We start from the raw sequence: 21,240 nt of genomic DNA, 5'->3' as shown, positions 1-21,240 counted from the left end.
GCAGATCGCCACGGAAGTCATTATCGACGCATTGTGATCAACCGATGGCTATATCCGCTGATCAAGGGCGACGACTCCTACACTCCCGAGGCAACGCAGGTCACACGGGGAGGAAGAGACATGAGAATTCCGCGACAGCGCGGCCCGGCCGCGTTCATCCTGGTCGGGGTACTGATGAGCGGCGCGTCCACGCAGGGCGGGCCGACCGGCGACCAGGCGCGGCTGCTGAGCGCGCCGGCCGGCGCCGAGGTGGTGAAGGACCGCTACATCGTGGTGCTGAAGAGCGGCGTCCGGACCGATCTGGCCGGCCGGACCCGCGCCAGAGGCGTCGACGTCCGGCATGAGTACACCGCGGTGCTTCGCGGCTTCTCCGCCACGATGGACACCGCCGAGCTGGCCGACGTACGTCGGGACGCCGCCGTCGCGTACGTCGAGCCGGTCCTCGTCGAGCGGGGCGACGGCGACCAGAGCAGCCCACCGTGGGGGCTGGACCGCATCGACCAGCGAACCGGAATGAACAGCCACTTCGTCTTCAAGGCCACCGGGCACGGTGTGCGCGTCTACGTCACCGACACCGGCATCCGCCGCACTCACCAGGAGTTCGCCGGCCGGCTCGTCGCCGGCTACGACTTCGTGGACGACGACAGTGACCCGTCCGACTGCCACGGGCACGGCACCCACGTCGCCGGCACCGCCGCCGGGCGCACCAGCGGCGTGGCGAAGGAGGCCACGGTCGTCGCCGTCCGCGTGCTCAACTGCGACAACCGCGGCGCGACCGACGACGGCATCGCGGCGATCGACTGGGTGCGGCTCAACCACCCCGGCGGTCCCGCCGTGCTCAACCGCAGCGTCGGCGTCGACGGCGGCGTGAGCGTCGCGCTGGAGGCGGCTGTCGGCAACCTGATGTCACAGCGCAATATCCTCGTCGTCGCCGCAGCCGGCAACGACAACCAGGACGCCTGCCAGCTTTCGCCCGGCCGGATGGGCCAGGTGCTCACGGTCGGCGCGACCGACGGAACCGACCGCCGCGCGGACTTCTCCAACTGGGGTGGATGCGTCGACCTGTTCGCCCCCGGCTACGGCATCTCCTCGGCCTGGCACACCGGCGACACGCACACGAACACCAGGAACGGTACGTCGATGGCCGCCCCGCACGTGGCCGGGATGGCCGCGCTCTACCTGCAGACACACCCGACCGCGACGCCGGCCCAGGTACACGCCGCTCTCGTCGACACCAGCACGAAGAACGTCGTCACCGATCCGAGGGGCACACCGAACCGGCTGCTGTACCACGAGCCGCACCTGCCGTCACCGTACGCGCCGCTCAACGCCATGTTCGCCGCCTACGGCGACAACGCCGGCTGCGCCGACTGGAGCGGCGCCGACGCGACCCAGTCGATCCGGCTACCGAGCGGCAAACGCGCCTGGTTCTTCGCCGACAGCTTCCTCAACCGGCCGTCCGAACGCGCCGGCTTCCACCGCAGCGCCCTGCGCAACTCGATCGTGATGCAGGACGGGGGCAATCTGCGCACGATCACCGGCGGCAACACCTGCCGGGAAAGCGACCCGTCGCTGCCGTTCTGGGACCGCTACGCGAAGACGCCGTTCGCCGAGGGCACGAACGCGTTCTACTGGCCGGGCGACGCCATGGTGGTCGGCGCGAACGTGGTCAAGTTCTTCTACCGCAACGAACCTCAGCCGCCGTGGTGGACCGACACGCACAGCGCGGTCGCCAGCATCCCGATCAGCACGCTGGAGAACAACAGTGTGATCAACAGCCAGCCCACGCTGATCCCCCCGCGGTACACGTACGGCACACACCCGATCAACTGGGGCCTGGCGCTGCTGCAGGTCGGCTCGGTGGTCTACATCTACGGCGCGGGCATCGTCGACAACCAGAACAACCGCAAAGCGTACCTGGCCTCGGCCGCGCCCGGCGACCTGACCGACCCGGCGCGCTGGCAGTTCTACGCCGGCGGAAGCTGGTCGGCGATGGGCGACCAGAACGCCGCGGTGCCGGTCTCGTCCGGCTTCCACGTCGAGAACGGTTTCAGCGTCGCGCACATCAACGGACGCTACTGGTTGGTGCAGCACGAACCGAACCTCAACGGCGGCCGGATCATGGCACACCCGGCCGACAGCCCGTGGGGATTCACCAACGAGCGGGTCGCGCTCTACAACCCGCCGGAGGGCGGGCGCGGCCCGACCAACCGCTACCTGTTCTACTACGAGGCCCGGCTGCATCACGACCTGGCCGCACCCGGCCGGGTGATCCTCACCTACAACGTGAACAGCTCCGCGGTCAGCGTCGGCTGCCGCAGCCTCAACGACCACGACGGCTCGGTGTACCGGCCGAGGTTCGTGGAGGTGCCGCTGGGCCGCTTCGACGCCCTGGAGGCGAGCACGTCGCCGCCGTACTCGGCGCCGAACGCCGCACCGCTTGCCGCCGACCTCACCTGGTACGACCAGTGGGCCGAACCGCAGGAAGCCAACGGCGGCTGTCCACCCCTGACCCAGCCGACCACGCTCACCGCGGCCGCGAACCCGGACGGTTCGGTCGCGTTGAACTGGTCCGACTACGGCCGGGACATGTGGTACTGGGTCGAGTCCCGGGACGTGACGGCAGGCGGCGCTTGGACCCGTCCCGCACTCTGGCAGTCCGGTACCTCCATGGTCGACCTGCCCCTGCTCGACCCGGCCAAGCAGGGCCACACCATCGAGTGGCGGGTCATCCCGTTCGCCAACGGCAGCAGCAGCCGCGAGGCACCGGCCTCCAACGTCGTCCAACGGGTCGTCCGCTGTGAGCCACCGGCGCAGGTCACCGGCGTGGTCGCCACTCGGGTCGACAGCGGCCGGATCGAGCTGACCTGGAACGAGGTGACCTATCCGGCACCGAGCGTCTATTACGCCGTCGACTACTGGAACATCTCCCAGGGGCAGACGGAGGCGCAGGCCACCAGGTGGGGCTTCGTCAACCCGGGCACGACCAGGGTGACGCTGAACCTGCCGCCCGGCGACATGGTCGGCTTCCGGGTCACCGCGCAGAACATCGGCGGTTACGGCCCGGCATCCGTGCCGGCGGTAGCAACGGCGTGACGACAGCCGGAGCGCCGCGCCGGTCAACGGGCCGGCCGGCGCGGCGCTCCGTGCCGCAAGCACATCGCGGCCGTCAAGGTCGAGCCGGGCGTCCGCCCCGCGATCCGAACGCCTCGGCGACGCGCAAACGCAAAATCCCCGATGCTCCTCGTAGAGGCCTGTACCACCAATTCCGCGACGAGGCCGAACTGCTCACCGCCGTGGTCGAGGCGGCCCACTACGTGTCCACCGCCGAGGACCCGCACGCCGCCACCGAGGAATGCCCGCGCACCATCGGCGGAATGCTCGACGGCCTGCGCACAGCACCCGCGGCCACCCGCCGATGCCACACACGACGGCCGGCGTCCAGGACGACATGCACCAGGAATTGTTCCGGGACCGGCGGGCACTCGTGGTCATCGGTTTCGGCGTCGACACCGCCCGGTGGCTCCTTTGAAGCTCCCCATCTCCGCGCGCCGGCAGGTCCGCGTGCGGTCGCGCACTCGGGTCAGCGTACGCCTTCGCCGTAGCCGTCTCGACCGTGCTCCCCATCGATCAGATAGATCTGCACGGTGTTGATGCCGCCGGTGACACCCTTCGCGTCGAGCGTGAAATCCTCCGGCTCGAACCATGTGTTCGCCGACGCGCAGCGCTTCCTCGACGTCCTGGTGTCCAGGTGGGGAGACCCGCCGGTGGGGTTGTACTGCCATCCTTCGAACGAGCCGTAGGAGCATTCACCGGCCCGCACCCACTGCTCGATGTTGGTGATGGTCACCGACTGGTTGAGCCGGCGGAAGTCCCCGGTCATCCGACCCGACAGAACGCCCGTCGAGTGATAGACCGACACATCGAAGCTGGCCGTGGAGGCCAACGCGGGTGCGGTAGAGCCGAGCGATCCCACCGCACCCATCGCGGCCACGGCCAGGACCGTCAGCATTCGTCGGATTCTCATGAATCATCTTCCCCAGGGACACCGTCAACGAGAGCCGACAACAACCCCGGTTCCCTTGCGGGACAAGGTTTACAGTTGCACAGCCGTCGACAGCTGAACCGTCCAACCCACAGCCGTCTCGGCCGGCAGCGGTCACGGGTGGATCGCTTCGCCCGGGTAACGGTCCGTGCCCTGGTCGAGGTGCTGCTGCACCGCCACCTCCCGCACGCCGATGTCGTCACGGGTCTCGGGGCCGAGCTGCGCGTCGGCGCGTCCACTGTGGACGTGGTCGCGGTCGCGGCGCTGGCGGCCTGCGCCTGGGTCCGTAACGGCGAACATCGCAGACGACAAGCGGCCCACCAAGATCATCGCGCGGAGTCCATTTCTACCAGCGCGATGTCACGCCGGGAATCATTCGACGACGTCGAAGTGATCGGCTCAGCATCGGTACCCGATCCGGTTGAGTACAAGCACTCAGGCAGACCAGCCCGGAGGCGCGCGTCGACGTCGGCGATCAGCGGCTGCCGAAACGGGGGCACGCATCGCGGCAGTCACCGCAGCCTTCGGCAGCCACGCTCGGCACTCGGCCGCCGCGCTCACCGCCCGGAAAACGGCACCGCGAACGCGACGCCCGCGTTCCCAGGCCGCGCTTCATTGCCCAACGACAAGGATTTCCGCGATCGGCGGGCGGCAACCCTACGGGCCGGAGCCGCGAAGCGGTCGGGGTACGTACAGGCCGAGGCGGAACGCGCGGGCCGCAGCGAGTGTGCGGGTTCCGGCGCCGAGTTTGGTCAGGATGTGTTCGACGTGGGCGTTGACGGTGCGTCTGGTCACGAACAAGACGTCGGCGATACGCAAGTTGGGCCAGCCCTCGACGATCAGGCCCAGGACCTCCAGTTCCCGTGGGGTCAGCCCGTACAGCTCGCCATGCGGGGAGACCAGGACCGCGCCGGTCGGCAAGTGCGGCGGGTCGCGCGGGCCGACCAGCACCGTGATCCGGACGTGGACGTGCAGCGGGCCATCGGCCGTGTAGGGGACCAGAAAGGCGCCATAGGCGCCTCCACGGGCCACCTGTTCGGCCGCGAAGTCGAGCACATCCGAGCCTCGGTCCAGCAAAGGATGTGCCGGCAGGCCGGGCATCGGCTGCGTGCCGCCGCCGCGGGTGAGCACGACCCCCGCTTCGGCGTTACCCACGATCTGAGCCACCTTCATGATCGACCGCATCGGGTCGATCGCCTTGGCTATCAGGGGGGCGAGCGTGCCGATCAGGTCACGGGAGGCCTCGGTCGGATGTGCGGCGGTGTCGGTGTTCATGCCCAGCAGGCCCAGATGACGGCCGTCGGAAGTGAACAGGCCGACGCCAAGACCTTCCCGGAATCCGGCTGGCTGCAAGTACTCGGCCCAGCCGCGTATCAGATTACGGTCGACCGGCAGGTCACCCAGCCGCATGGCCGAGCGTGACCGGGTGAAGCCGAGCATTTCGATCTCGTCGGTGTGCGCGCGACTGGAGATGTACCCCAGTGTGTCGTCGTCGTAGCCGCAGCTGACCACCGCCTCGTGGACCCGCTGCTCCGGATCGAGCAGATTGATCGCGGCGGCCTGGAACGGAACGAGCCGGCGCAGCGAATCCAGCAGCGCCCCGGCTCGCTGCTGCAGGTCGCCCGGCCCGGACGCCACTTCCCCGAGTTCAACGGCGACCTCGAGGCCGCCGCGTGGAAATTCGGCCATCCCCCACCACCTCATGCCCCACAGCGGTGTGGTCGACCGAGGAAGCGACCCAGCCGCCAGAGCGTGACCCATCAAGCAGACAGCCGATCTTCGCCACTCGCAAGTCGGGAGCCATGAACGGCACGCCGGGAACCCAAGACGGACCGGCCGCCGCAGCTGGCGGTGCCGCGGTCAGACACTGGTCAAGGAATGACGTTCGGCTTGGCGAGCGCCCCGAACTCCTTCGGCAACTGAGACATGACGTCTTCGAACTCGCCGAAGGTCACCGCGTCCTGAAGCGTCTGAATCACCGCGTGGACGCCGTCGCGGGCGTCGTCCGGCGCCACGCCGGCCCGCTCGCTGACCCTCCGGATGAACTCGTCGAGCCCGAACGGTTCCGGCGGCTCGGGAGCGGACTCCAGATACTGCTGGAGTTCCTTCGGCAGCTGCGCGGCAAGATCGCGCGCCTCCCCTCCGGAGATCCGCTCGCCGAGTGTCTGCAGAGTCGCCCGGGTCACGGCCTCGGCCTCGTCCTTGGGGATGCCCTGTGCGCGTTCGCCTACGGGGTGGCGATGAACTCCGGATACTTCACTGCGGCTCGTCCTCTCGTTGAGGCTTGTCGGGTAGGAATTGCTGTCCAAGCGGATCCGCCGTCGGCGTCGGGCCCGCCCGCGACGAAGTCCTCGACAAGTTCGCGATCCAGCCGGGCAGACGTCATCGTGGCCGGGTTTCCGATTGGCCCAGCAGCTTCCAGCCCGTCCGCCACGGCCAGCCCTGCTGAATGTTCAGCGAGATGTGCAGGTAGGCCATCAGCTCAAGCGCCCGCGCGGTCAACAGGTCACCGACGTCGATCGGCCGCAGGCCGGTGTCCGCGATGAGGCCGGCCACGACCGCCTTGGCAGCAACGTCGTCTCCGGCGTAGTAGCCGTCCAGCGGTATCCCGTCGACGACGGGGTCGTTCAGGCGACCGGCGAGCACGGTGTTGAACGCCTTGACCACGCGGGCTCCGGGCGCGAGCAGGGTGGCGGCCTCCGCCAGCGACGCCGTGGAGCGCAGGATCGCCTCCCGATTGTCGTCGACCGGGTTGGTGGGATCGACGACGATCATGCCATCGAGCAGGTCCGCGGTCTCATCCAGGATCTTCGCCACAGCTTTGGCGGGCACGGCCAGAACGACCAGCTCGGCACCCTCCACCGCCTCCCGGCTGGAGCCCGCGGCGGCCACCTTGAGCTCGTCGGCCGCCTTCTGCGCGTGTTCGGGGTGCCTCGCGCCGACGACCACGACGTGGCCGGCCACGGTGAACGCCTGGGCCAACGCGCGGCCGACGCCACCCACTCCGATGATCGCGATCCTCATTGCACAACCTCTCTCCGCAGCGGATCAGATGCACGGGCCCGACCGGCCGGAGTGCAGCGTCGAGCAGGTCCGTGCCCTGCTCCAGCCGGCGGTCCGACCCAGCCTCAACGGTTTCGGCGTCGAGCGAGCCGGACCTGCCCGGCCGGACCGTGAGGCTCTCAAGCCCGACCCGGCCCCTGCGAAACAGCCTCAATCCTTGATCTGGACCTGACGCGGCTGGCTCGCCGTCGCCTTACCCAGACGAACCGTCAGCACGCCGTCCCGCAGTGTGGCGTCCACGCGGTCCGGGTTGATGTCCCCCGGAAGCGTCATCCCGAATTCGAACTGGCCGACCCGCCGGGTCTGCCGGCGCAGGAGGCCGGTGCGCTCCTTCTCCTTGATCTCGCCCCTGATCCGTACCTCGCTGTCGCGCAGTTCGATGTTCACGTCCTCCCGTTTGAGGCCCGGGACGTCCAGTTCGAGGATGTAGGCGTCGTCCGTCTCCTCGATGTCCGCCGCCGGAATCCAGCCGGGTGCCTGCTCGCCGTTGGCGCCGAACGGGTCCCGCAGGAAGCTTCGAATCAGGTCCTGAAGCTGGTCGACGTCGGTCATCGGCTCGTCTCGCCGGCCGTGCACCCTGGCGGGTTGCCGGACCGGCGCGTGGGCACTGTCGTCATGGTCGTCACCCCTTTGCGTCGCCAGCATCTGTCCACGGGGCCGGGTGAGGGCGCGTCACCCGGCGAGGAGGATGGCGACGAAATCGGGAAGTCGACCACTGTCTGGCGGTGCTGCGAACGGATTGACTGAAGCGGTCAGTACGGACGGACGGCAGACGGACGGCAGAATGGCCAATTCATCAGCGCTGCTGAGCGAGATCCGGTACGCGCTCGTGCCGATTCCGGATGGACGACGGGGTGCCGCCATGCCGGTTCTGGCGTCCAAACTGGTCGGGCCGGCGCCTCGGGCGCCGCTCGTCGCCCGCCCGAGGCTCGCGACGATGCTGGACGTGGCCACCACGCGCCCGCTCACGGTGGTGACGGCTCCCGCGGGGTGGGGAAAGACGACGTTGCTCAGTGAATGGGCCCGCGACACCCGACGCGGCCCCACCGCATGGATGACGATCGAGCCCGGCGACGACAGCGACAGCCTGTGGACGCATCTGCATGCGTCGTTGTCGGCCGCCGGCGCGATCGGTGGGTACGGCCGGCGTCCGGTGCCGGTACCGCTGTCGGTGTCGCGCCGGGTCTACCTGTGCGAGCTGGCCACCGTGCTGGCCGACAGTCCCGTGCCGGTCCGCATCGTGCTTGACGATCTGCACCATCTTGCCGATCCCGACGCGTCGCGAGATCTCGACTTCCTGCTGCGGCACGCGGAGGCCCTGCGGCTGGTGGTCGCGGCCCGAACGGAGCCTTCGCTCGCGCTGCACCGCTGGCGGTTGGGCGGCGAGCTGACCGAGATCGGCGCCGACGACCTGGCGTTCACCGTTGCCGAGACCGCGGATGCGTTGGCACAGCACGGTGTCGACCTTCCGGCTCCCGACGTCGACGCCCTGCGGGTGCATACCGAAGGCTGGCCAGCAGGAATCCGGTTGATGACGCGGGTCATGTGCGGGCAGGCCGACCCGGTGCAGCTGGTGGATCGGCTCACCGGCGATCAGCCGGCCATCGCGGAGTATCTCGACCGCGAGGTACTGGCTTGTCAGTCTCCCTACGAACGCGACTTCCTGCTCGCCACGTCGGTGTCGCCGCGCCTGCACGGTTCCCTGGCGGACGCGCTGACCGGTGGCACCGACGGCGAACGCATACTCGGTGAGTTCGTCCGGCGCGGTGCGTTCACGGTCGAGATTCCCGGCGAGCCGGGCTGGTACCGGTACCACCCGCTCTTCGCCGCGCTGCTGCGCAGCCGCCTGCGTCGAGCCTCCCCGGACCGGTTCTCGGAACTGCATGGCCGGGCGGCTGACTGGTTCGCCTCGCACGGCCGCAGCGGGGCAGCCCTCGATCAGGCGCTGGCCGGCCGGGACTGGCACCGCGCCACCGCCGTGCTGTTCGGCCACTGGCACCGCATCGCGACGTGTCCCGACGGGCCGGGCACGGGCGGCGCGGCACCGCCGCCGGAGGACGTGCTGCATGCCGCGCCGGAGCTGGCGCTGGCCTACGCCGCACACCTGCTGAGTGTCCAGGACGGCATCGGTGCCGAGACCTTCCTACGACTGGCCGGGGCCGGTCTGAACCGGCACCGGGCCGACCGGGGAAGCCCGGCCAGGACGGTGTACACGGTGCTCCGCCTCGCGTTGGCCAGGCAGGAGGCAAACCCCGCGGCCGTCGAGGCGATCGCCCGGCGACTGCTGGTCGATGTCAACTCCGGCCACGCCGATCACAACGTCCGGGTGCGGGCGATCGCCCGGACCGCGCTGGGGGCGGCGCAACTCGCCGCCGGCGACCGCGGAGCCGCTGAGCGGAATCTTGTCGCCGGCGCGCACGTCGCTGATCGGGCCTTCCTGCCCTGCGCCCGGCACGCGTGCTCCGCCCGGCTGGCGGTGCTGTGGGCGGGCCGAGGCGAGCTAGGTCATGCCGAGCGTGTCGCGCAGGAGGTGCTGCGGGCGCCGACGTGCACGGGACGATGCGGTGCGGATCGCCGGGCGGCCGCCTACCTTGCGTTGGCCACGGTGAGCTTCGAACGGGACCGCCTTGTCGACGCCGACCGCTACCTCGACCTCGCCGCGAATCAACCGCAGCACGACCCGTTCGTCGCGGCGGGAGTCGCCACGACCCGCATCGCCGTCCACCATGCGCGGGCCGACCTGGCGGCGGCGTACGACACCCTCCGCGCCGCCCGGCGCGATCGAGAGGCGATCGCCACCGCATACCTGCGCGAACGGTTGACGGTCGCGGAGGCCGAGTTGCGCATCGGATGTGGAGACACGGCGATGGCTCGCGCGTTGTTGCAACCGATGCTGGACGCTGTCCGTGAGCCGCCGCCGGATCTCGCCGTCATTCTGGCCAGGTCATACCTGTACGACGGCGACCACCGTGCTGCGGCCAGGGCGCTGCCGCAATGGGCCGACACCGGCGCCGGCCCGCTGGCGCTGCGGCTGGACGCCGGACTCCTGGCGGCCCTGGCCGCGCATCGTGGTGCCGACCCCCGCCGTGCCGGCGACATCCTGGAACGCACGCTGGAACTGGCCGAGCCCGAGGGTTTCCGCCGGCCGTTCACCCGCGGCGGGCAGCGCGTGCGCCGTCTGCTCGCCAACCATCTCGACGCCGGCACCGCACGGTGGTCGTGGGTGCGGGATCTGGTGGAGACCGGCGCCGAGCGCGCCGCGGCCGCCGCCCGCGCGCCGTCGCTGGTGGAGTCGCTGACCGACCGCGAGTTGACGGTTCTGCGGTACTTGCAGGGCACCATGGCCAACAGCGAGATCGCCGGTGACCTATCGGTATCGGTGAACACCGTGAAGACGCACGTCCGCAACATTTACCGGAAGTTGGCGGTGACCGGCCGACGCGCGGCCGTTCGCCGTGCCCGTGAGCTGACTCTGCTGTAGCTATCGGTAACCGTACCAATCGACAGGTGCGCACGCAGGCTGATGGGATGGATCTACCAGACGAATCCTCCCCCGCCAGGTTGACCGGCAGCGTGTTGAGCGGAAGCGCGGCGCGCCGTCGGGTTCGGAGTCGCTGGTCTCCTTCGGCCTGGGCCGGCTGCGGCAGGAGCACTCGCACACCGGCCTGGCCGGCCGGCCACCGCCTGAATCACCACGCTCACGGGAGGTTCCCATGCTCGATGTCGATGCGACTCCGCGTGCCTACCCGCGGGCGGGCCGGGCGTGGTCGCGCATCTTTCTGATCGGTCTGGTGCTGTGGCTGGCGACGGTAGTCGTCACGTTCGCCACCGGGAACCCGAACCTGGTGCCCACGCTGGTGCTGCTCGGCAGCTTCCTGGTGCCGGTGACCTTTGTGGCATGGGCGTTCGAACGGCGCGACACCGGCGAGATCACGGCAAGCCTTGTGTTCAACACGTTCATCATCGGTGTGGTGCTGGGCGTGCTGGGTGCGTCGGTGCTCGAGAGCTACCTGCTGAACCCTTCTGTGCCGCTGTTCGTCGGCGTCGGTCTGATCGAGGAGGCGGTCAAGCTCGTCGCGCTGGCGGTGTTGACGCGCCGTCTGACGGTGCGCTCCGTACGCGACGGCATGATCCTCGGCGCCTCGGTCGGGTTCGGTTTCGCCGCCTTCGAGTCCGCCGGGTACGCCTTCACGGCGCTGTTCACGGTCGAAGGGCTGTCGCTGACGCAGGTCGTTCAGACGGAACTGCTGCGCGGCCTGCTCGCCCCGGTGGGACACGGACTGTGGACGGCCATCCTCGGTGGGGTGCTGTTCGCCACGTCCCGACAGCGGTTCACCGCCACCGCACGCCTGGTCGCCGCATTTCTCGGGGTCTCGGCGCTGCACGCGTTGTGGGACATGATGCACAGCATCGCCCTCACCCTGACCCTGCTGATCACCGAGGGCGAGCGGTACCAGTCCACGCCGAACGGCTGGCTGGTGCAGCCCACGCCGGATCAGGTACGTCTGCTCCCCGTGCTGGAGTGGAGCGGCCTCGCGGTCATCTCGCTGGTGGGAGTGGCGTGGCTGACGGTCATGTGGCGGCGGGCGCGACGCCGATGACGGTCAGCGCGGCAGGTGCTCGTCGGGCTGGTAACCGTATGCGGCTTCACGCACCGCCTCGTCGGTCTCCAGCCCGGCACCGAGCGCGCCGCCGACCGTCGCGATCGAAGTGGCCGTCCATGCGAGTTCGGCCACCGTACCGACGCCCGGCCGGAAACCGAGCGCATCGGCGAGCGTCGCCTCGGGCACCAGTAGGAACGCGCCGACCAGAGTCAGCACCAGCAGCGCCAGATACAGCGCCAGCACGCCGATGACCACCGTCGCGACGGTCACGACGTTGAAGAGCACGACCTGTTCCCGCGCGCCCGACCGGGCCGGCGACCTCTCCCACAAGCCGGCCCCGAGGACGATGGTGAGCGTCACGGCGACCACCGAACCCGCCGTCAGCACGCCGAGACGCAGCGGGCCGGCGTCGTGGGACAGCCGCCAGATGTCACCGGTGACGAGGGCGAACACACCGGCCGTCACTGCGGCGACCAGCGCGCGGGACAGCCGGATCGCCAGCCGCCACGGCCGGTTGGCGCGCAGCATGCCCAGCAACAGCCGCAGATTACCGGTGACGACCCCGGTAACGAACCCGAACGCCGCGCCGTGCTCGTCGACGCGGTCGCCGAGCTCCCGCAGCCGGCGATCGACGGATGCCGACTGCGAGTCACCGCCGACCAACGCCGCCACCAACCGCACGGTGGTCGCCCTCGCCCGATGCACCACATCGACCGCGCCCAGCGCCGGCAAGGACAGCACGGCCACCCCGTGCGTCATGCTGGCGTGTGCCACAACCGGCCGCCGCGCGGTCTGCAGCGGCAGGTCGGTGATGCTGACCACCAGGTGCCCGTGCTCCTCGAGCATCCGGCGGCGCGCCGCCGCGACGAGCTGGCTCAGGTCTGCCGGCCACTCGACCAGGCGGTCCGAGACGCACCGCACCACCCACTGCACCCCGCGCAGCCGTGCAGCGATCAGATCGGTCAGCTCCGGTTCGAGTCTGCGCATCAGGTCGGTCGCCGCCCCGGGCGCGGCAACGATGCACAGAACGACAGGTGAGGATGCCGCCTCGTCGCGCTCTCCGGACTCCGGCGGTCGGGCGCCGTTCATCCGCACAGTGTCCCAGGACGCGGCGCCTCCACAATCACCCCGCAAGGGCTAGCCCTGCTCACCCGAGCGGAACGGATATTCACAGAGGGCACACTACCGGGAGGACACCGATGACTTCGGCAACCACAACACTGACCGATGAACAGATCCAACGCGAGGTCCTCGCGGAGCTGAAGTGGGACTCGCGGCTACAGCCGAACGAGATCGGCGTGGCGGTGAAGGACGGCGTCGTGACACTGACCGGCACGGTCGACTCCTTCATCAAGAAGTGGGCGGCCGAGAACGCGACGCAACGGGTGCGCGGGGTTCAGGCAGTCGCGAACGACATCGAGGTGCGGCTCACTGGCGACGACCGGCGCACCGACCCCGACATCGCGGCCGCGGCGGCCCGAGCACTCGAATCGGACAGCCTCGTGCCCAACGGCGCAGTCAAGGTCACGGTGTCGAAAGGCTGGGTCACGCTGCGCGGAACCGTGGAATGGGAGTACCAGCGCCGCGCCGCGGAACGGACGGTCCGCACGCTGCCCGGCGTGGTAGGGATCAGTAACCTCGTCACCGTACGGCCGCGGTCAACGCCGAGCGACCTGAAACGGAAGATCGAGGACGCCCTGACCCGCAGCGCCGCAACCTCCGCCCGGTCGATCGACGTCACGATCGAAGGCGATCGAGTCATCCTCGACGGCACCGTCCGGTCTTGGGCCGAGAAACAAGAAGCGGAGCGGGTCGCCTGGTCGGCACCGGGAATCACCGAGGTCCAGAACCGCATCGTAGTGCGACCGTGAACCCCGAGGGACTGACTGCGCCGTGTGGCCCGCCGACGTTCCAGGTTCCGGGCTCCGCATCATCCGCACGGTATACCGCACCGCTGAGGGAGGTCACGTCGACGTGATCGCCGTCGGCGAGGTGGACATCGCGGAGGAGGCCCGGTTCCGCGACGCGGTGCTGGACCCGCTGCGCCAGCGGTCCGTGCACCGGGTCGTCGTCGACCTGGGCCGGCTTCGGTTCATGGGCGTCTGCGGGGCGAACGTCCTCATCGAGGCGCACCGGGAGTCGCTGCGGCGGGCCAAGCGATTCCACGTCGTCAACGTCTGCGGTATCCCGCGCAGGGCGCTCAAGGTCCTCGGCGTGTACGACGCCCTCACATCAACGCCTGAGTCGCCCCCGGCATCGACAAGCCGACCCGTGAACGTGATCGGGAGGACCGAATGACGAGTCGCCGTGTTTAACCCGTTTGATCATCCAGGACTTCCCGTCGACCGACATGGCCGGCACTGGCATGAGCTCGACGCCGAACCGTTTGACGTGTGGATGACCGACTCCTACACGCGCTGCCGGGTGAGCACGATGGAGGGCATCGAGACGGCGTCCGCGCTGTTCGACCGGCGGCTCGTCCAGCGCTGCCGCGACGTCGAATCCCGTCAGTCGGTCGGGCGCCTGGGCGAGTCCGCGTCCGCGCGCCGGGACAACATCGCCGCCCGGAAGCCACAGCTCGAACATCCGCTGGAGAGCGCCATCGGGTCCGCCCGGGCCGCCCTTGACCTGGTCATCTGGGTGGCGCGCAACGAGCCCGATCGCGACCGCCGGACGGCGTACCAGCGGCAGGCCTGGTCGCATCTCGCGCAGCTGCAACGGCTCGTCGAGTTGAGCGACCGGGCCGGACACCCGTGGGCGGATCGTGTCGGCAGCGAGATCGAGGAGCTGACGGCCATGCCGGTTCCCACCGCGCAGCGACCCGGCGACCCGGGGCCGTTCGGTTCACCGCCTCCGTCGACGACACAACCGGTGTCGCTGCTGCACCGCTGGGCGGTCGGAGCGAGCCGGCCCAGGCGCGGATCGGAGTGGAGAACCGGTCACGGCGACTGGGGACAGCTGGTGGTGCACGAATCCGCCGCCTGTTATCTGTACTACTCGTTCATGGGCCAGGAGACCGACCGCCGGCTCCGGCAGCTGTGGGAACTGCATCTGCAGATGGAACTCGCGAACCTGCGGGCCGCCGGCGATCTGCTGCGGCGGCACACAGGTCGTGACCCGCAGGAGGTCGTGGGGCCGGGCCTGCCCGAACCGGTGGCCCTCGCAGGCAACGCGTTGCTTCTGTGGGATCCAGCCGGCGCAGCCGGCACCCACCTGGCCGGCGCCCCTGGCACGAAGCCGGACAGCGAGTGGGACGTGGTGGACCGGATGACCGAGCAACACCACCGGATCGAGCACCAGTTCCGGCACACGCTTCGAGTAACCGGTGACGCGCGGCACTCGGCGTTCGGTCGGCTGGCGCGGCTGATCGCCGTTCACGAGACCGTCGAAGAGGAAGTCGTCCACCCGCTCACCCGGCGCTGCGACCCGGACGGGCACCTGGCAGACCACCTGCTCGACGCCGAGCACCGGATCAGTGACGCGCTGGCGGACGCGGTCCGCGCCGATGCGGCCGGCGAGGCAGCAGAGGAACTCCGCGCGCTGCGGGACATGATCCGTGCGCATGCCCGGCAGGAGGAACACGACGAGTTCCCACGACTGCGCCGGGACGTTCCCGCGGACGAACTGTGCGGCCTGACCGATGCGGTCCAGGAGGCGGAGGAGGCGGCCGACATCCGCGATGAAGAGCCGCAGTCGCGGGCAGGATGGCTGCCTCGGACGGCGGACCGGGTGCGCGACGCACTCCGGCGAATCCGCACGTGACATGGCCTACCGGGAAGGACACTCCGCATGCCGATTTTCGGTGTCGACAAATTCGAACGCTTCTTCCGTGCCGCTGCGCACCTGGAGGTCGACAAGAGCGATCTCAAGCGGTACAGCGACTTCATCGTACGGAAAGTACATGACCTGCTGCTGATGGGACAGGTCACGGCGGAGGCAAACCTGCGGGACGTCGTTGCGCCGCACGATCTGCCCATCACAAAAGGACTGCAGGAGTGCATCCACGCGTTCCGCAAGATGGATCAGGAGATCGAACTGTCGCCGATCCTGAGCCGGTTGGCGGTGTATCCACCGCTCGATCGCGCGTTGAGTGAGGCGACCGAGAAGCGGCTGCCCCACGTCATCGGTGGACTCAGCCTGGCGCTCGCCCGAATCATCGCGCTCGTCGAGCCCGGTGTGAGAAACCCACAAACCGAGCATTGGGAAAAAGCATTCAAGACCGTCGACGAGTTGACCTGAGTCGAAGGGACAAAGCAGTGACGGGTGTTCACGATCCGCATGTCAGACTGATCCGGCCAACGATACCGCAGACACCCGACGGCTGCGCGGAATGCCTGGCGATCGGCTCGCCGTGGGTGCACCTACGACTGTGCCTGACCTGCGGCCATGTCGGATGCTGCGACTCCTCACCGTTACGCCACGCCCGAATGCACGCCCATACCGCCGGGCATCCGATCGTCCAGTCGTTCGAACCGGGCGAGAACTGGCGCTGGTGCTACATCGACGAGGCACTCGTCTAGGACCGCGAGGAGTGGGACCGATGACCGACATAGCGGCGATGCTGAACGCCTATCCGGGCACGTTGCCGAGTATCGACGACGACGCACTCGTCATCTGCGTTCAGTACTGTCTCAACTGCGCTCAGGCGTGCACGTCCTGTGCCGACGCGTGCGCTGCCGACCCTGGGGCGGCGCACCTGGTCCGATGCTCGGGAGCCGTGCTCAACTGCGCCGATCTCGCCACGGCCGCCGTGCGCGTGCTGTCCCGGCCCACGCCCTATGACGCAGAGGTGACAGCCGCGACGTTGCGTGCGCTCATCGAGGCGTGCCGCGCCGCGTACGACGAATGCCGAAAACACGCCCTGGAGAACGAGGCCTGCCGGATCTGCGGGGATGCCTGCCGCCGCTGCGCACAAGCGTGCCGGCGCCTACTTCGTCCGTTGGAGTGAGCATGACCGAAACCATCAAGCCCACCATCGAACGCACCGCGACACCAACTGACGATTTCCGGCCGATCGGCACGGGGGCGCCAGCCGTCGACACCGAACCGGTCGGCGCCGACGACCGGGCCGTGATCGGCGTCTTCGACGACATCGACGCCGCACAGGCCGCCGTCGAGCGGCTCTTCGGGGCCGGCTTCCCGATCGACCGGATCTCCATCGTGAGCAGGGACCTGCAGAGCGAGACGCGGATCAACGGGTACGTGACGACGGGCGACATCGCCGGCCCGGCGGCGGCAACCGGCGCCTGGGTCGGCGGCGTGTTCGGCCTGATGGCCGGCAGCGCGCTGCTGTTCATTCCCGGCGCCGGTCCGCTCGTCGTGCTCGGCCCGCTCGCCGCCGCCGCGATCGGGGCGGCCCATGGTGCCCTGCTGGGCGGCGGTGTCGGCGCGGTACTGGGGCACTTCGTCGCCAAGGAGCACATTCCCAAGTACGAACGTCTCGTCCGTGCGGGCAAGCATCTCGTGGTCGTGCACGGCGGCGAAAACGACATCGCGCGGGCGCGGGACATCCTCACCGAGGCGGAAAGCAGGGATGTACAGCGCCACGACACCTTCCGCAGCGGCAGGCTCGGACCGATCCGGTTCGTCCAGGAAGGCATGCGCGTGGTCGACGCGTCGGGCCGGCGGGTAGGGAAGGTGGAACTGGTCAAACTCGGCGACCCGGACGCCGTGACCGCCCAGGGCCAGGAGACGGTGCGCGGCGAGCCGCGGATCCCCGACGAACCGCGCGAACGGCTCCTGCGACTGGGCTTCGTCAAGGTCGACCGCACAGGCCTCCTCCGCCCGGACGCTTACGTGGCGTCGGACCAGATCGACCGGGTGGAGGGCAACACCGTCCACCTCTCCGTCACCGACCAGGACCTCCTGAGCGACGAAAGCTAGTCGCACCCGCGCGAGTGACCTACCGGGCGGCTTCCCTTCGAGCGGCACCCGGTTCTCCGGAAGCCGACAGATGCGACGGAGTCCTGGGTCGCCCAGGCGATCCGAGGCGCTGGCCGGACCGCTCGATCGAACCCGTACCCGAACGCCAGAACACCGAGGCCTCAGCCGCATCCGCGCGGCGACCCGGACCCATCCGGAAGGAAGCACCATGACCACGTACAAGGTCGGATACTTCGTGGGCAGCCTCTCGTCCACCTCCGTCAACAGGGAACTTGCCATGGCCCTGATCCGGTCGGCGCCGCAAGACCTCGAGTTCACGGAACTCGCGATCGGGAACCTGCCTCTGTACAGCCCGGATCACGACGCGGACTACCCGCCCGAGGCACGTGCCCTCAAGGACGCGATCCACCGGTCCCAGGCGATTCTTTTCGTGACGCCGGAGTACAACCGATCGATTCCGGGGGCGTTGAAGAACGCGATCGACTGGGCTTCCCGCCCGTGGGGGCAGAACTCCTTCGACCACATCCCGGCGGCGGTGATCGGGGCGTCCATCGGTCAGATCGGCACGGCACTGGCTCAGCAGAGCCTGCGTGCGGTGTTGAGCTTCTGCAACGCGCGGCAGATGACCGCGCCGGAGGCGTACATCCAATACACCCCAGAACTGTTCCCGGGCAACGGTGCGGTCGCCGACGAGTCCACCCGGGTGTTCCTCACCGACTTCATGGCCCAGTTCCGGGACCACATCGTCCGGGTGCTCACGGTGCTGCCCCGTGAAGCGAGCACCGCCCGGACCGTGTAAACGCCAGGCAGCAGGTGCCGGAAGGACGGTTCCGGCCGGTCCACGACTGGCTGTTCGCCGACCAGGACCGGCTCAACCCGGTAACCCTGACCGCCGCACTGACCAACTTCCTGAACGGGGTCCAGTCAGACTTCGTCAGCAGCATCCGCAGCGGCGTCAACGGCCACGTCGAAGACTGCGCCTCCGCGGGGGCGGTCACGAGAGTGCGCCCTTCGTCCGCGCTCTCAGCCCGTGCAGGGCCGAAGTGCCGATCGGCGGGACGAGATGGGGTTCGCTGAGAGGGCCGTCCGGGGCAGGCTCCAGCCCGAGCAGGACACGCAGCAGCAACAGCGGCGTCCCGGTTGCCCATGCCTGGGGCGAGCAGGCGGTGGGGTAGACGATCGGCATGGGCGTCGCCTCGCGCGGGTACCGGCGCCCGGGTTCTCCTCCCGGTGCGGCCCACGGCGGCGCGAACACGAAGTCACCCGGCTCGGTCTCGATCGGGGTCCCCGTCCCCATCGGTGGACTCGACCCGGCGGCGATGACCTTGCTGACGACGCCGGCTGCGGGCACGATGAGGCAGGCGTGGCGGGCGTGCGGCGCCGCCCGGAGGTGCCCCGTGACCGAAGCGAACCCGCTCGGCATCCTGCTGCGACGCCATCGCGGCGACGCCGGCCTCACCATCGACGAGTTGGCCGCCGCCGCAAGGGTGAGCGTGCGCGCCATCAGCGATCTGGAACGCGGTAGAAGCCGTGTCCCGCAGCAACGCACCGTCGACGCGCTGATCCGGGCGATGGGCCTGCCGGGCCCCGCCGCGGACGCCGTGCGCGCGGCGGCCCGGGCCGGTCGTCGCCCTCCCCCGCCGGTGCCGGGGCTCGCCCCGCCGCGCGTCGTCGCCGACTTCACCGGCCGGGAGAGTGAACTGCGCCGGTTCGCCGAACTCGTCGGCGACCGTGATGACGGCGCGGTCGTGGTGGTGTCCGGCCCGCCGGGGGTGGGTAAGACCTCGCTCGTCGTGCAGGCCGCCGCACGGCTCGCGGAGCATTTCCCGGACGGGGTGTTCTTCCTGGACCTGCGCGGCCTGGACGACGTCGCGCCCGGCGCGCCGGAGCTGGTGTCGCGCCTGCTGATCGCCCTCGGCGTCGACGAGGCGCGGGTGCCCGCCGACCCCGCCGACCGCAGCGCCCTGTACCGCGCGGTGGTGGCCGGACGTCGGGTCCTGCTGCTGTTGGACAATGCCGCCGACGAGGCCCAGGTGCGGCCGTTGCTGCCCGGGTCGGGGCGGTCGACGACCGTGGTCACCAGCCGCCGCGGTCTCGCCGGCTTGGAGGCGGTCGAACGGCTCGCGCTGCCCGTACTGTCCCGGGGCGAAGCGGTGCAGCTGTTGCGGCGCATCATCGGTGCACGCGCGGACACACAGCCGGAGAGCGGCCTGCACGGACTGGCCGAGGTGTGCGGCCACCTGCCGCTGGCGCTGCGGATCGCCGGCAACCGGCTGCTGAGCCGCCCGGACTGGAGCATCGGCTACCTGCTCCGCCGCCTCGGCGACGCAGACCGGCGCCTGGACCTGCTCAGTGCCGGGGATCTCCAGGTGGCGGCGCCGTTCACGCAGTCGTACCGGCGCCTGTCCGCGGCGGCCGCGCGGATGTTCCGGCGCCTGGCGCTGGTCCCCGGTGCCGACGCCGGTGTCGAACTGGCCGCCAGCGTCGCCGGTGTGCCGCTCCGCGCGGCGGAGGCCGCGTTGGAGGAGCTGGTGGAGTCGGGGTTGCTCCAGTCGGCCGCCGACGGTCGCTACCGGTTCCACGACCTGCTGCGCCTGTTCGCGCGGAGCCGTCTGCAGGAGGAGCATCCGGGGGAACGGCATGCGGCCGAGAACCGGATGGTCACCTGGCTGCTCGACACCACCATCGCCGCCGGCCGCCGCTTCGACCCCGACCGCGCGGCACCGGACGAGCCACCGTCCACAATGGATGATGCCGCGCACTGGCTGGAGCACGAGAGCCTGAACTGGCTCGGCGCGCTGCGCAGCGCGTTCCGGGCGGAGCGGCACGCCGAGGTGATGGCCGTCGCCGACGCCGTGCACTGGTACTCCGAGCGGTGGCGGCACTGGGAGCACTGGCTGGAGGTGTTCCGGACCTCGGCCGCGTCGGCGCGCATCATCGGCGGCGCCCGCGAACAGGCGGTGCACCTCAACTACCTCGCCTGGGCCTACACCACCTGCGCGCTGCGCCACGACCTGGCCGCGGAACCGGCGTCGCAGGCGTTGCACCTGGCCCGGGAGGCGGGTGACCTCAGCGAACAGGGCTGGTCGTTCGTGTGCATCGGTGCGGCGGCCCGGCGGCGCGGCGCGGCCGAACAGGCCGGGCAGGCGGCTGCGGAGGCGTTGCCGCTGTTCGAGGCGGCCGCCGACCGGGACGGCTACTCGCAGGCCCTGGCACTGCTGGCCGCGAGCCTCGCCGAGGCCGGCCGGCACCGCGAGGCCATCGCCCAGTACCGGCGGCTGGAGGCGCTGCTGAGCGAACCGGACCGGGCGCCGTCGCCGTTGCTGCGCGACGTGACCGCCGGGCACCTGCACCTGAACCTCGGGATGAGCCTGTTCGCGCTGCGCCGCCTCGCCCCGGCGACGGAACGGCTGCGGCACGCGCTGCCGCTGTTGCAGCGCAGCGCCATGCGCCAGAGCGAGGCCCGCTGCCGGTACGGGCTGGGCAGCGTCCTGGCCCGGCAGGGTCAGGTCGAGGAGGCCCGCACGGAACTGCGTCGCGCGGTGCGCATCGCCCGCCAGGCCGGGCAGGCGCCGCTGGCCGACCTGGCGATGGCCCGGCTCAGCGAGCTCGGGCTGGCGACGGGACGCCGGCCGCGCTGACGCG

At 70.0% G+C, this 21,240-nt stretch carries 20 protein-coding genes; 12 read left to right on the top strand and 8 right to left on the bottom strand.

Annotated elements, in window-relative coordinates; translation table 11 throughout:
• Positions 1 to 120: 120 nt before the first annotated feature.
• Positions 121 to 3,096 carry a DUF5005 domain-containing protein gene (locus tag Val02_RS37160; RefSeq protein ID WP_203903998.1) on the top strand — a complete coding sequence of 992 codons (2,976 nt, stop codon included), beginning with the start codon at positions 121 to 123 and terminating at the stop codon, positions 3,094 to 3,096.
• A gap of 487 nt (positions 3,097 to 3,583) precedes the next feature.
• Here the strand turns inward: Val02_RS37160 and Val02_RS37155 are convergent, their stop codons facing one another.
• The 6 genes from Val02_RS37155 to Val02_RS37130 all read right to left on the bottom strand — a co-directional run bounded on the left by Val02_RS37155 (position 3,584) and on the right by Val02_RS37130 (position 7,660).
• Positions 3,584 to 4,012 (bottom strand): hypothetical protein, encoded by a 429-nt coding sequence (locus Val02_RS37155; RefSeq protein ID WP_203903997.1) that lies wholly within the window; start codon positions 4,010 to 4,012, stop codon positions 3,584 to 3,586.
• A gap of 147 nt (positions 4,013 to 4,159) precedes the next feature.
• Positions 4,160 to 4,357, bottom strand: coding sequence for a hypothetical protein (locus Val02_RS37150; RefSeq protein ID WP_203903996.1), 198 nt, complete (start codon positions 4,355 to 4,357; stop codon positions 4,160 to 4,162).
• A 345-nt stretch (positions 4,358 to 4,702) separates the two neighbouring features.
• Complete coding sequence (locus tag Val02_RS47810) at positions 4,703 to 5,734, bottom strand: LuxR C-terminal-related transcriptional regulator (RefSeq protein WP_239153632.1); 1,032 nt, start codon at positions 5,732 to 5,734, stop codon at positions 4,703 to 4,705.
• Positions 5,735 to 5,916: 182 nt separating this feature from the next.
• Positions 5,917 to 6,354 carry a DUF2267 domain-containing protein gene (locus tag Val02_RS37140; RefSeq protein ID WP_203903995.1) on the bottom strand — a complete coding sequence of 146 codons (438 nt, stop codon included), beginning with the start codon at positions 6,352 to 6,354 and terminating at the stop codon, positions 5,917 to 5,919.
• 73 nt (positions 6,355 to 6,427) lie between these two features.
• Positions 6,428 to 7,069, bottom strand: coding sequence for an NADPH-dependent F420 reductase (locus tag Val02_RS37135; RefSeq protein ID WP_203903994.1), 642 nt, complete (start codon positions 7,067 to 7,069; stop codon positions 6,428 to 6,430).
• Positions 7,070 to 7,258: 189 nt separating this feature from the next.
• The gene (locus tag Val02_RS37130) at positions 7,259 to 7,660 is read right to left on the bottom strand and encodes an Hsp20/alpha crystallin family protein (RefSeq protein WP_203903993.1); all 402 of its coding nucleotides are present in this window, start codon (positions 7,658 to 7,660) and stop codon (positions 7,259 to 7,261) included.
• Between the two features lie 310 nt (positions 7,661 to 7,970).
• Between Val02_RS37130 and Val02_RS37125 the strand changes: the two genes are divergently transcribed.
• Complete coding sequence (locus Val02_RS37125) at positions 7,971 to 10,589, top strand: winged helix-turn-helix domain-containing protein (protein WP_203903992.1); 2,619 nt, start codon at positions 7,971 to 7,973, stop codon at positions 10,587 to 10,589.
• Between the two features lie 232 nt (positions 10,590 to 10,821).
• Positions 10,822 to 11,709, top strand: coding sequence for a PrsW family intramembrane metalloprotease (locus tag Val02_RS37120; RefSeq protein ID WP_203903991.1), 888 nt, complete (start codon positions 10,822 to 10,824; stop codon positions 11,707 to 11,709).
• Between the two features lie 3 nt (positions 11,710 to 11,712).
• Here the strand turns inward: Val02_RS37120 and Val02_RS37115 are convergent, their stop codons facing one another.
• On the bottom strand, positions 11,713 to 12,801 hold the full coding sequence (locus Val02_RS37115) for a hypothetical protein (protein WP_203903990.1): 1,089 nt from the start codon (positions 12,799 to 12,801) through the stop codon (positions 11,713 to 11,715).
• A gap of 110 nt (positions 12,802 to 12,911) precedes the next feature.
• On the opposite strand from Val02_RS37115, the gene Val02_RS37110 reads away from it, so the two are divergent.
• From Val02_RS37110 to Val02_RS37075, 8 genes are all read left to right on the top strand, one after another.
• Positions 12,912 to 13,583, top strand: coding sequence for a BON domain-containing protein (locus Val02_RS37110; protein ID WP_203903989.1), 672 nt, complete (start codon positions 12,912 to 12,914; stop codon positions 13,581 to 13,583).
• Positions 13,584 to 13,686: 103 nt separating this feature from the next.
• Complete coding sequence (locus Val02_RS37105) at positions 13,687 to 14,010, top strand: STAS domain-containing protein (RefSeq protein WP_203903988.1); 324 nt, start codon at positions 13,687 to 13,689, stop codon at positions 14,008 to 14,010.
• 99 nt (positions 14,011 to 14,109) lie between these two features.
• Positions 14,110 to 15,474: a hemerythrin domain-containing protein gene (locus Val02_RS37100; RefSeq protein WP_203903987.1), complete on the top strand. Its 1,365-nt coding sequence runs from the start codon at positions 14,110 to 14,112 to the stop codon at positions 15,472 to 15,474.
• Positions 15,475 to 15,501: 27 nt separating this feature from the next.
• On the top strand, positions 15,502 to 15,951 hold the full coding sequence (locus Val02_RS37095) for a DUF1931 family protein (RefSeq protein WP_203903986.1): 450 nt from the start codon (positions 15,502 to 15,504) through the stop codon (positions 15,949 to 15,951).
• A gap of 17 nt (positions 15,952 to 15,968) precedes the next feature.
• The gene (locus tag Val02_RS37090) at positions 15,969 to 16,232 is read left to right on the top strand and encodes a UBP-type zinc finger domain-containing protein (RefSeq protein ID WP_203903985.1); all 264 of its coding nucleotides are present in this window, start codon (positions 15,969 to 15,971) and stop codon (positions 16,230 to 16,232) included.
• A 20-nt stretch (positions 16,233 to 16,252) separates the two neighbouring features.
• Positions 16,253 to 16,660 carry a four-helix bundle copper-binding protein gene (locus tag Val02_RS37085; RefSeq protein ID WP_203903984.1) on the top strand — a complete coding sequence of 136 codons (408 nt, stop codon included), beginning with the start codon at positions 16,253 to 16,255 and terminating at the stop codon, positions 16,658 to 16,660.
• Between the two features lie 2 nt (positions 16,661 to 16,662).
• Positions 16,663 to 17,595, top strand: coding sequence for a YflT domain-containing protein (locus Val02_RS37080; protein WP_203903983.1), 933 nt, complete (start codon positions 16,663 to 16,665; stop codon positions 17,593 to 17,595).
• 208 nt (positions 17,596 to 17,803) lie between these two features.
• The gene (locus Val02_RS37075) at positions 17,804 to 18,394 is read left to right on the top strand and encodes an NADPH-dependent FMN reductase (protein WP_203903982.1); all 591 of its coding nucleotides are present in this window, start codon (positions 17,804 to 17,806) and stop codon (positions 18,392 to 18,394) included.
• A gap of 195 nt (positions 18,395 to 18,589) precedes the next feature.
• Here the strand turns inward: Val02_RS37075 and Val02_RS37070 are convergent, their stop codons facing one another.
• Entirely contained in the window at positions 18,590 to 18,892 is a 303-nt protein-coding gene (locus Val02_RS37070; RefSeq protein WP_203904070.1) for a hypothetical protein, read from the bottom strand.
• Positions 18,893 to 18,992: 100 nt separating this feature from the next.
• Here Val02_RS37070 and Val02_RS37065 point away from each other — a divergent pair, with 100 nt between their 5' ends.
• Complete coding sequence (locus Val02_RS37065) at positions 18,993 to 21,236, top strand: helix-turn-helix domain-containing protein (protein WP_203903981.1); 2,244 nt, start codon at positions 18,993 to 18,995, stop codon at positions 21,234 to 21,236.
• The last annotated feature ends 4 nt before the right edge of the window (positions 21,237 to 21,240 follow it).

The organism is Virgisporangium aliadipatigenens, from assembly GCF_016863615.1.
Taxonomy (GTDB): domain Bacteria; phylum Actinomycetota; class Actinomycetes; order Mycobacteriales; family Micromonosporaceae; genus Virgisporangium; species Virgisporangium aliadipatigenens.
The sequence above is the reverse complement of the archived record's forward strand: the minus strand, read 5'-3'. Positions and strand labels throughout refer to the sequence as shown.

Coding starts and splice junctions, on each gene's coding strand:
- Val02_RS37160 (WP_203903998.1), top strand. CDS start 121: ATGAGAATTCCGCGACAGCGCGGCCCGGCCGCGTTCATCCTGGTCGGG.
- Val02_RS37155 (WP_203903997.1), bottom strand. CDS start 4,012: ATGCTGACGGTCCTGGCCGTGGCCGCGATGGGTGCGGTGGGATCGCTC.
- Val02_RS47810 (WP_239153632.1), bottom strand. CDS start 5,734: ATGGCCGAATTTCCACGCGGCGGCCTCGAGGTCGCCGTTGAACTCGGG.
- Val02_RS37135 (WP_203903994.1), bottom strand. CDS start 7,069: ATGAGGATCGCGATCATCGGAGTGGGTGGCGTCGGCCGCGCGTTGGCC.
- Val02_RS37130 (WP_203903993.1), bottom strand. CDS start 7,660: ATGACCGACGTCGACCAGCTTCAGGACCTGATTCGAAGCTTCCTGCGG.
- Val02_RS37125 (WP_203903992.1), top strand. CDS start 7,971: ATGCCGGTTCTGGCGTCCAAACTGGTCGGGCCGGCGCCTCGGGCGCCG.
- Val02_RS37120 (WP_203903991.1), top strand. CDS start 10,822: ATGCTCGATGTCGATGCGACTCCGCGTGCCTACCCGCGGGCGGGCCGG.
- Val02_RS37115 (WP_203903990.1), bottom strand. CDS start 12,801: ATGAACGGCGCCCGACCGCCGGAGTCCGGAGAGCGCGACGAGGCGGCA.
- Val02_RS37110 (WP_203903989.1), top strand. CDS start 12,912: ATGACTTCGGCAACCACAACACTGACCGATGAACAGATCCAACGCGAG.
- Val02_RS37100 (WP_203903987.1), top strand. CDS start 14,110: ATGACCGACTCCTACACGCGCTGCCGGGTGAGCACGATGGAGGGCATC.
- Val02_RS37095 (WP_203903986.1), top strand. CDS start 15,502: ATGCCGATTTTCGGTGTCGACAAATTCGAACGCTTCTTCCGTGCCGCT.
- Val02_RS37085 (WP_203903984.1), top strand. CDS start 16,253: ATGACCGACATAGCGGCGATGCTGAACGCCTATCCGGGCACGTTGCCG.
- Val02_RS37080 (WP_203903983.1), top strand. CDS start 16,663: ATGACCGAAACCATCAAGCCCACCATCGAACGCACCGCGACACCAACT.
- Val02_RS37075 (WP_203903982.1), top strand. CDS start 17,804: ATGACCACGTACAAGGTCGGATACTTCGTGGGCAGCCTCTCGTCCACC.
- Val02_RS37070 (WP_203904070.1), bottom strand. CDS start 18,892: ATGGGGACGGGGACCCCGATCGAGACCGAGCCGGGTGACTTCGTGTTC.